8 protein-coding genes are annotated in these 10,257 nt (G+C 38.2%); 5 read left to right on the top strand and 3 right to left on the bottom strand.

Annotated features, from left to right (window positions below):
* The 5 genes from PHV30_10855 to PHV30_10835 form a co-directional block, all read left to right on the top strand.
* Positions 1-615 (top strand): ankyrin repeat domain-containing protein (locus tag PHV30_10855; GenBank protein ID MDD5457513.1); only part of this gene is annotated, 615 nt, incomplete at its 5' end.
* A gap of 3 nt (positions 616-618) precedes the next feature.
* The gene (locus tag PHV30_10850; GenBank protein ID MDD5457512.1) at positions 619-1,692 is read left to right on the top strand and encodes an ankyrin repeat domain-containing protein; all 1,074 of its coding nucleotides are present in this window, start codon (positions 619-621) and stop codon (positions 1,690-1,692) included.
* A complete protein-coding gene (locus tag PHV30_10845) occupies positions 1,689-2,687 on the top strand; it encodes an ankyrin repeat domain-containing protein (GenBank protein ID MDD5457511.1) in 999 nt (332 codons plus the stop codon). Before PHV30_10850 ends, PHV30_10845 begins: the two co-directional genes overlap by 4 nt.
* Before the next feature lie 70 nt (positions 2,688-2,757).
* Positions 2,758-4,608 carry an ankyrin repeat domain-containing protein gene (locus PHV30_10840; GenBank protein MDD5457510.1) on the top strand — a complete coding sequence of 617 codons (1,851 nt, stop codon included), beginning with the start codon at positions 2,758-2,760 and terminating at the stop codon, positions 4,606-4,608.
* Positions 4,609-4,669: 61 nt separating this feature from the next.
* Positions 4,670-5,431 carry a hypothetical protein gene (locus PHV30_10835; protein MDD5457509.1) on the top strand — a complete coding sequence of 254 codons (762 nt, stop codon included), beginning with the start codon at positions 4,670-4,672 and terminating at the stop codon, positions 5,429-5,431.
* Here the strand turns inward: PHV30_10835 and carB are convergent.
* The 3 genes from carB to PHV30_10820 form a co-directional block, all read right to left on the bottom strand.
* The gene (carB, locus tag PHV30_10830) at positions 5,422-8,616 is read right to left on the bottom strand and encodes a carbamoyl-phosphate synthase large subunit (protein ID MDD5457508.1); all 3,195 of its coding nucleotides are present in this window, start codon (positions 8,614-8,616) and stop codon (positions 5,422-5,424) included. The genes PHV30_10835 and carB overlap by 10 nt on opposite strands.
* Positions 8,616-9,347, bottom strand: coding sequence for a class I SAM-dependent methyltransferase (locus PHV30_10825; GenBank protein MDD5457507.1), 732 nt, complete (start codon positions 9,345-9,347; stop codon positions 8,616-8,618). The genes carB and PHV30_10825 overlap by 1 nt, the downstream gene beginning before the upstream one ends.
* 252 nt (positions 9,348-9,599) lie before the next feature.
* Positions 9,600-10,145 carry a hypothetical protein gene (locus PHV30_10820; GenBank protein MDD5457506.1) on the bottom strand — a complete coding sequence of 182 codons (546 nt, stop codon included), beginning with the start codon at positions 10,143-10,145 and terminating at the stop codon, positions 9,600-9,602.
* Positions 10,146-10,257: the final 112 nt, after the last annotated feature.

Here is a 10,257-nt window from a genome sequence, read left to right as displayed (position 1 = left end):
ATCTGGGCCTGTTATTACCAACATAAAGACGTGATACATAAACTGCTTCAAAAAGAAGAGATTGATGTAAACGCGCTCAATAAAGACAAAAAATCCGCTTTATACTATGCCTTCTGGAAAGATGACCCAAGTATAATCACAGCGCTGATCCGTCATAAAAATATCAACCTGGAGCAAATAAACTTTGACGACAAAGAAACGCTGCTCATGAAATCTGTAAAATTAAAAGATGTAAACCTGGTCATAGAAGTATTGGGTCTGCCGATCACAGATATCAATGCCCAGGATGCTAATAAAGAAACCGCTATCATGAAAGTATTAGAAAGATATGAAATATATAATGAAGCAGTCTTTAATGAACTCCTCACCCATCCGGGAATTGATCTTAACCTTAAAGATAAGGGCGGAGAAACAGTCCTGATGAAAGCGGTTAAGCGATGTAACCTCCACACCGTGGAAGCATTACTGGAAACTCCCGGAATTGATACAGCGATAAGAAATAAAGATAATCAAACCGCGAAATCAATTGCCAAAACCAAAGATGACAAAAATATTCTGGAATTGTTTGAAAAATATGAATTGCAGCAGACAATTAAAAAATATCGAGAAGGATAAATCATGCATAAAATCATTGCTGAAAATATAGATATTCCAATATCTGCATTTCTTGAGCATAAACTGTCGCTCCTGAAACAGGGAAAAAATATTTTCTTATCCAGTGACAGAGAACAATTAATAGAGGAAATGCTGTGTCTCAAACAAAACAAAGCCAACCTTGTGGATCTCTTTGGAATCATAAACAACCTGAAACCTGATAACACAGGCCCTGACCAGCAAAGAAAACTTAATGCTGAAAAATCAATAAAAAGCTGTTTAAACAATCTTAATGAAACTAATAAAGAAAAAGTTCTGCAAATTCTGGCCCGCGATCTGGAAATACTGGGATTTACCTATGGATATCAGGCAGCAAAAGGACCCGGATATCTGGGATCTGACCTGCTGAAAGCAGCTCAGGCTGGCGAACTGGACAAATTTATCAGTCTGTTGGAACAAGGCGCGGACGTAAACTATAACTTCCAGTTTAATGATTTTACTATTTTTAATATGTCTTGTTTCTGGGCTATGCCTTCCTTCGCGTTGGAAATGCTCAAGGTTCCCGATGCAGATATCAATAGCAAAGCTAAAGGAAGTTATACCCCTTTAATGGGTGCGGCGTTCAACCTCATGGTAGATGTGGTGAAAGAATTATTAAAAAGACCAGAGCTGGAGATAAATACCAAAGACAGTTTTGGAAAAACAGCATTAATAGAAGCTATAAGATTAGGCGAATTCGGACAACAGATCAAATATGAAGCTGAAAACCAGAACCTTAAAATTAATCCGGGAGATACGGGCATGGCTATGCAGTTAATTTTCGCGGCAAAAACAGATAGTGCAGACATTGATTTATTTTTCAAATCAATATTTGCGGATAAAAAACAGGCAACAGCTGAAAATATTTATAAGTTGAAAGCAATAATCCTTCGCCATTACAAAAAATGCATAGAAATAGTTCGGGAACTTTTGAAGCATCCTGATATTGATATAGAAATCAAAGATGGACATATGAAAACAGCTCTGGATTATGCCAAAAATTACAATTGCGAAGAAATAATGCAGCTGTTGGAGCAATTTTCAAGAAGTACCCGATGAATACCAAAATAATCGCAGGCCAGAGAAATATAAGAATTTCCAATTTCCTGCGGGAAAAACTGAATTTGCTGGATGACGGTTACAATATTTTCTTAACTCCCCAGTGTGAGCGGATCATGACGGAACTCATTCTCCTTAAGAGAAGCACGGATTTGGTTAATTTTTTTAGTTCTCTAACCCCCTTAGCCGATTTAAAACATCTAGCTAATAACAAATCCGTTATCGGCAGTTCTAATGTTAATAAATCAATGGCCGGTATCTCTATAGTTAATTGTCTAAATAATCTTTCAGAACAAAATAGGCATATAATCATCCAAAAATTCAGAAGGGATTTTGACATTCTCGGATTTAAACCCATGAAGGATCAATTGGAGAAAGACCTCTTTGAAGCTCTTATAGCGGATGACAGAGATGCTTTTGACGAAATTTTTAATTTAAACGTTGTGGATGTTAACTGCCGGCACAGAAGTCATGGCAGCACACCCTTAATGTTCGCAGCACGCAATGGTAATGAGTACATAGTGGAACGACTGCTGGCTGTCAAAAATATTAATTTTAACGCACGTAATGATTGTGGGAATACAGCGCTTATCGGTGCTTCAGCGAAGGGATGCAACACTGTGGTAAAATTATTACTTGAAAAAAAAGGGATTGATATTAATTTAAAAGGTGATAATAGTTTGTGTGCTCTAAATTTTGCCTTGCATAACAAAAGAAGCTCAACCTCAAATATTTTACTGGACATGTCTGACATAGATATCAATTCCACCGAGGATTTCTTACGAACACCATTAATGTACGCGGTCTTTATGTATAGTTCTTCTATGGTAGAAAGAATAGCCTCCTTCAGAAACGTTAATCTCAACGCTGAAAGCATTGAAGATTACACTGCCCGCGATCTTGCCTATGACAAAGGATATGGAACGATAGAAGAAATATTGAAAGGCAAAGGCGCGTATCACGGTACCTGGTACTATAGAAGAAACCGTTATTAAATAGGTTTTCCCGCAACTTTTGAGCTTTTCTTACGATAATTTAATATGACCTTTTGGGGGGAATAATTCAATGAGCATAAAATCTAAAATAATATCCGGCATTACAGAACACAGCAAATCTTCTTTTCTTGATGGCAAATTAAGTATGCTGGAACGCGGGATAAATGTTTTTTCAGGTAATGACGGTTACAAAGTTATCGAGGAATTAATAAAAATTAAAGACCCTAAATACCGTCTTAAACTATTCGGTGAATTAAAAATAACAAATTTTGCCGATCTGAATTTTTCTGTGCTTGTACAAGGACCGAAATATATATCAGAAAATGTAGCTGACCCTGAACAGGTTAAATCTCTAACCTCTATATACCACTGTCTGTTCTCTCTTGAAGATATTGAAATCAAAAAAAATCAGATACTTCTAAAACTTATTCGCGATTTCGGCAATCTGGGTTTCTCGGAAATGAAAAAAACCGACTACCTCGGACCTCAATTAATGACAGCCATAAAAAATAACAATATGATCGAATTCAATAATCTGATTTATAAAGGCGCTGATATCAATGCAATTAATGACAAAGGAGAAACACCATTGATGACCGCAGTCAGCAACGGTTATTTTGAAATTGCCAGCGATTTGCTAAAAATTTCTTACCTGGATATTAACGCTTGTGATTTGAAGGGCGAGACCGCATTGATAAAAGCGATCAAGGCCGGTTTCCGAGACATTGCTGAAGAGTTGTGTAAGCATCCCGATCTTAATATAAACATGAAGGATAAAGAAAATAATACTGCTTTGCTCTGGGCAGCAAATTGCGGGCATTTAAATATCATACAGCTACTTTTAAAAAAGCCGGGGATTGATCTTAATTGTCAGAATAAAGATGGTTACTCGGCAATTATGTATGCTGTGGATACAGGACGTCCAAATATTTTTGATGAGCTCATCAAGAATGACTCTATAAATTTGAACTTGCAAACGTCAAAAGGGAAACAAACATTACTTCATTTGGCAGTCTTAAAAAATTATGAATATTTCATAGACAAATTGCTGGCAGATAAAAAAATGGATGTAAATATCGTCGATAAAGATGGTGACTCTGCACTTAGCGAAGTCGCGATCAAAGGCGATGCGGAAATGCTAAAAAAATTTCTGGGCCATAAAAAAATCAATGTGAATGTAACAAATTCCGATGGTTTTACACCACTTTTATGGGCTGCCGATAAAGGGCATCCCGAGATAATGCTGGCTTTACTGGATTTTCCCGGAATTCATGCCAATGTTACCACAAACAGAGGCCGCACCTTGTTAATGTTCGCTGCCATGAAAGGTTATACGGAAGTCGTTAGAAAAATCTTGAATTTCCCTGATGTTGAAGTAAACAAATTGGATTGCAGCGAAACCGCTCTTACCTATGCTATAAAAAATGGACACGTTGATATCGCGAAAATGTTGCTGCAAATTAAAGATATCCTGATCTTTACTCAGGAAAAATATGAGTTCGATCAATATCCCCTATTTAAGGCAGTATCTTCAAAAAATATAGAGATGGTCCGGGAAATATTACAAATTCCAGGTATAGATATTAATTTCCGCAATAATTACAGCAAAACAGTTTTGATGTCTGCTGTTTCAGGCGATATGAGAGATATAGTTGAAGAATTATTATATCATCCTGAAATAGATGTTAATATTCAAAATGATGACAAACAAACAGCGCTTATAATTGCCGTACAAAATAACAAGACAGAAGTATTACAAAAATTGCTGGATAAACCTGGAATTAATCTGGACATAAAAGATAAATTCAACAAAACAGCCTGGGATTATGTTAAAGACTTAAAGGACAGCAGTGTAAAACAAATCCTGAAAAAGTTTATGCTGCGCCAGGAACTGGAAAAAATCCGACAAACGGGGAACTAAACTTCCTGATTTTCTTAAATTTTAGTTCCGATATATTGATAATAATTTATGAGGAAAATTGATGAGTAGAATTTACTCCAAGATATTATCTGTTAACATTCCTGTAAAAGACTCAACCGAAAATGACATTCTTTTCGGAAGGTATTTTCTGTATATAATGAACGTCTTAAAAAATAAGGAAAAACTGGCGATAGAAAGGAACCTGTCAATTCTGAATATCATGGCTAAACACAAAATTATTGTATTGGCAACAAAGAGGGGATACAATGAGAAACGCAATAAACTTTACCTGGAAATGACTCAATCTGCCAAAAACCTGCAGAATATAAAAAACAATATTGAAGACGTCAAAAAAATAAAAAAGGAATTGGAGACAATTTCTGAAAGTTTGTTTTATAGAATATTCGGATTTATTCTTCGTTGTTTTAACAAATACAATCTCGAGAAAAAAATTAAATGTAAGGACAAACGATTAGCTGTTCTGCGAAAGGAAAGAGACAAAGCTCAGCCAAAAGCGGACAAAGCCAATAAAGAATGGACTAAGTTTGGAGATTTCCAGGAACTAAAAAATAACCAGATTACTTTAAGCGCATCTGATAACACCACAACTTATTATTACAGAGTAACCAGTCTCGGCCAGAAAACCTGTAAAATACTAAGGCACAGAACTTCACTGCCGGATTATTTTGAGGCACTGGATTTGCTGGAAAAAATCAATGAAAAAAGTCTTAAACGTTACACTTCATTTGATGATGGAGAGGTTTCCTATCTGGAGTATTCGGAAATGGAAAATTATCTGAAAAGTTTAGTTGCTCAGCCCTGATAATATTCCTGCAGCGATTTAACCTGAAATTTATTCATCTGTACTTTCTCTATAGCGTAAGCCGCGGCTGAAGCCGCAGAAATTGTAGTTATAGTGAATGCCTTATATTTAAGAGCGGTCTGACGAATAACCTTATCATCTATATGCGCAGTTTTACCCAGCGGGGTGTTAATAATCAGCTGAATTTCCTTGTTGCGGATCATATCCGTAATATTGGGACGACCTTCATGAACTTTTAATACTTCTTTTACCTTAAGATTATTTTCTTTCAGGACATTGGCCGTACCTTTGGTTGATATTATATTAAAACCTAATTCAATCAGTTTCTGAACAATTGGGACCACTTTCAGTTTATCACGATCGTTTACCGAGACAAAAACCGTCCCGCCGGTCGGAAACTTTTCACCGGCCGCTATTTGTGATTTGGCAAAAGCACTGCCGAAATTATCAGATATGCCCATCACCTCTCCGGTTGATTTCATTTCCGGGCCAAGGATTGTATCCTGATTGCTGAATTTATTAAACGGCAACACAGCTTCTTTAACAGATACATGTTTAGGTATTACTTCTTTCACACCCAGTTCTTTGATGGTTTTGCCCAACATAACTTTGGTTGCGATCTTTGCCCAGGCCACTCCTGTAGCTTTGGACACAAAGGGCACTGTCCTCGATGCTCTGGGATTTACTTCCAGAATGTATACTTTTTGACCCTTAACTGCCAGTTGAATATTCATAAGTCCGATTACTTTCAGTTCCCTGGCCAGTGTTTTGGTGATATATTTTATTTCTTCCAGTATTTTTTCGCTTATATGCTGTGTCGGAAGTATGCAGGCACTGTCTCCGGAATGGATACCTGCTTCTTCTATATGTTCCATGATACCGGCTATAACGCACTCATGTTCATCGGCCAGAGCGTCCACATCTATTTCCACTGCTTCTTCAAGAAAACGATCAATAAGTATAGGTTTGTCTTCGGAGACTATAACAGCCTCGGCCATATAACGTTTAAGGTCAACTTCGTCATAAACAACTTCCATGGCCCGGCCGCCAAGAACATAAGAAGGACGGACAACCACCGGATAGCCGATCTTTCCGGCAATTTTTCTGGCTTCCTCGAAATTGCGGGCGATACCATTTTCAGGTTGTAATAATTTCAGTCTATTCACCAGTTCCCCGAATAATTCACGATCTTCGGCCACATCAATGGATTTCGGTGAAGTACCTATAATGGGCGCACCTGCTTCCATGAGCCGGTTAGCCAGCTTTAAGGGTGTCTGTCCGCCAAACTGGACGATAACACCTTTGGGTTTTTCTCTGTCGATAATGGCCATAACATCTTCAAAGGTTAACGGTTCAAAAAACAGATGATCGGATATATCGTAATCGGTACTTACAGTTTCAGGGTTGCTGTTCACCATAATAGATTCCAGCCCCATATCGCGAATTGCCAGAGAAGCATGGACACAGCAGTAATCAAACTCTATACCCTGCCCTATCCTGTTTGGGCCGCCGCCCAGCACCATAATTTTATCTTTTTTAGTATCCATTATCTCATCTTCTTCATCGTAAGTGGAATAATAATAAGGCGTCTTGGCCACAAATTCCGCGCCGCAGGTGTCTACCATTTTATAGACAGGAATAATCTTGTGTTTTTTTCTCAGGGCCATGATCTCTTTTTCTGAAGCACCAGTTAATCTGGCCAGAAAATTATCGGAAAAGCCCCAGCTCTTTGCTTGTTTTAAAGTTTCTTTGGACAATGGTTTTTCCTGCTCAATTTTCAGTTCCAACTCATATAATTCCCAAAGCTGGTTAAGGAACCAGCGGTCTATTTTGGTCAGCTCAAAAATATCATCTATAGAAAGACCTTTTTTAAAAGCGGATTTTATATAAAATACTCTTGAGGCATTAGGAAAAATAAGTTTATCCTTGAGTACTTTCAGCTCAACATCTTTGCCTTCGTCAAAACCATAGTGGCCTATTTCCATAGACCGCAAAGCCTTGTTCATGGATTCTTTAAAAGTTCTGCCGATAGACATGGCTTCACCCACAGATTTCATGGTCGTATTTAATATCTCGTTAGTGTTGCGAAATTTTTCAAAGGCGAACCTGGGAATTTTTACTACCACGTAATCTATGGTCGGCTCAAAAGATGCCGGTGTTTCTCTGGTAATATCATTGGGTATTTCATCAAGAGTAAGGCCGACTGCCAGCTTGGCGGCAATTTTGGCAATCGGGAAGCCGGTAGCCTTGGAAGCCAGCGCTGAACTGCGCGATACTCTGGGGTTCATTTCTATTACAATTACATCTCCGTTATCCGGATTAACAGCGAATTGGATGTTGCTACCTCCGGTATCTACTCCTATTTCCCGCATAATAGCTATAGAGTAATCTCGAAGGCGTTGATATTCTTTATCAGTAAGTGTTTGGGCCGGTGCTACTGTAATACTATCCCCTGTATGCACTCCCATAGGATCAAAATTCTCGATGGAACAAATAATGGAAACATTATCGTTTTTGTCTTTCATTACCTCAAGTTCATATTCTTTCCAGCCGATCACCGACTGTTCAACAAGCACCTGACCGATGGGGCTTTCTTTAAGACCGTTACTGACTACATTATTCAGTTCTTCCACATTGTAAGCTATGCCTCCGCCTGTACCACCCAGGGTAAACGCCGGCCTGATAATTAGCGGATATCCTATTCTCTGCGCAATCTTTAAAGCATCAGCCACAGAATAGGCCAGGTCCGAAGCCGGCACCTGTATATTTATTTTCTTCATGGCTTCTTTGAACAGTTTGCGGTCTTCTGCCTTTTTAATGGCTTCAAATTTGGCACCGATAAGCTCTACACCGTACTTTTGCAGCACACCGTTTTCAGAAAGAACCAGAGCAATATTCAGAGCGGTCTGTCCGCCCATTGTGGGCAACATGGCATCCGGTTTTTCGATTTTTATAATCTCTTCAACGACTTCCGGAGTAATAGGTTCTATATAAGTTTTATCGGCCAATTCCGGATCGGTCATGATCGAGGCCGGATTACTGTTAATCAGCACTACCTGATAACCTTCTTCACGCAAAGCCTTGACTGCCTGGGTCCCGGAATAGTCAAATTCACAGGCCTGTCCGATAATGATCGGGCCTGAACCTATAATCAAAATTTTTTTTATGTCTTTTCGTTTTGGCATTATTTTTTTCTTATCCTTAAAAAAATACTGGGACTTAATGCCCCGTTTTTTAAAAAAGCAGGAATCATTTTTTCCATATTATACAACATTTTTTGCCCTATGAATTTTTTTAGAATTGGCATTCTGAATAAAGAAGAAGCAATCATTTTTTCAACGACAAAACCATGTTCATCCAGCATCTTTTTAATGTATAGCGGATGAAAATTTATGGTCAGGCCTTTGTCGCTGCGGTTATCCGGTTCTACGGAAAATGGTTTTATTTTGCTGCGGCCCAGAAAAAACCTGATTATTTCCAACAGATTCCTTTTATTGGCGTACTCCAAAATAAAAATCGCGTCTTTTTTTAAAACCCTATTCAGTTCTTTCAAGTATTGCGGAACGTTTTCCACATGATGCAGTACTCTTACTGATAAGCCGCCATCAAAATTGTTATCTTTAAAAGGTAACTCATAGAAGCTGCCCTGTACCGGTTTCAATTTTTTGATATCATTATATTTGGCCTTGGCGCTATCCAGCAGTTTATCGGAGTAATCCAGCAAGACAGATTCTGTTTTTACCCTATCTATATAAACCGGTACCAGACGGCCAAAGCCACCACCGATATCTATAAAAGAGCCGTATTCCTTATTTAAAAGTTTCTGAATGTTATATTTTTCAATGAGGTCTTCATATAAACGCTCGGACCAGAAGCCTTGCTCATAGTCCGTATCATTGTAGTTAGTAATTTTCATCTGCCCTCACCCTGTCACTTATCCAATGGCTGTTCGAAAATATTGTAAATGGCTAGTTTTGTCATTCCCGTGACCCAGGCTACGCCGGAGGCATCCGTCTTCGCTGTGCTTTAGTATTAGCTTTCAGCAGGTCTGGATTCTCCGGTCAAGCCGGAGAATGACATTTTCAGACAGCTTCGGTAATAATAGGTTTCTTCTAAAATCTTTATGGAATTATATGGGAAAGCGCTTTAATTGTAAAACAGTTGTTGTTTATTTACGAAATCTTCGCAAATCGTTAGTCACTTTTTGATCGATAAAAATGACCGTAAAATCATCGTCCATAACCTGTCCGCGCGCAAACTTGCTGTATTGCAGACGATACATCCAGTCCTGCCTGATTTCCAGGGATAACCCTATATAACCTGACCGTAGCTGTTCATAAACAGCATCCATTATGGCGGAAAAAGATGGGTGTAGTTCCCTATCAATATATAATCTGTCCATTGTGATACCTTTTGTCACATCAAAAGGCAATATATGACTGCGATCTTTTACGGTCAACCCAAGCGCAATGCCTCTCTCAAATTTTATAAAAAATTCTTTTATAGAACTGTCGCACATATTCTTGCCATGTATGGTAAAGGCCCTGAAAATTGCGTCGCTTATAAGCAGGACATACTTTTCAGCGGAATCCATTCTTCTTCTTAGAAAACTCGCTAAAACAAATTCGCTGGGGAACTTTCCCAGAGGATTTCCAAACTCTTTTAAAACTAGTTCCAACTCGTGATCAACACTACTGATTAATTTATTATTCATAGTTCATATATCGAAGTAAAAAGTATAAGTTTTCAGTTATTTTTTATCTGGCTTTTGCTATCAAATTTAAAAGTGTTTTCACATAAACTATAGCGCGCTGCTGATTGATAAA

This window comes from Candidatus Margulisiibacteriota bacterium (genome assembly GCA_028715625.1).
GTDB lineage: Bacteria > Margulisbacteria > Riflemargulisbacteria > GWF2-35-9 > GWF2-35-9 > JAQURL01.
The sequence above is the reverse complement of the archived record's forward strand: the minus strand, read 5'-3'. Positions and strand labels throughout refer to the sequence as shown.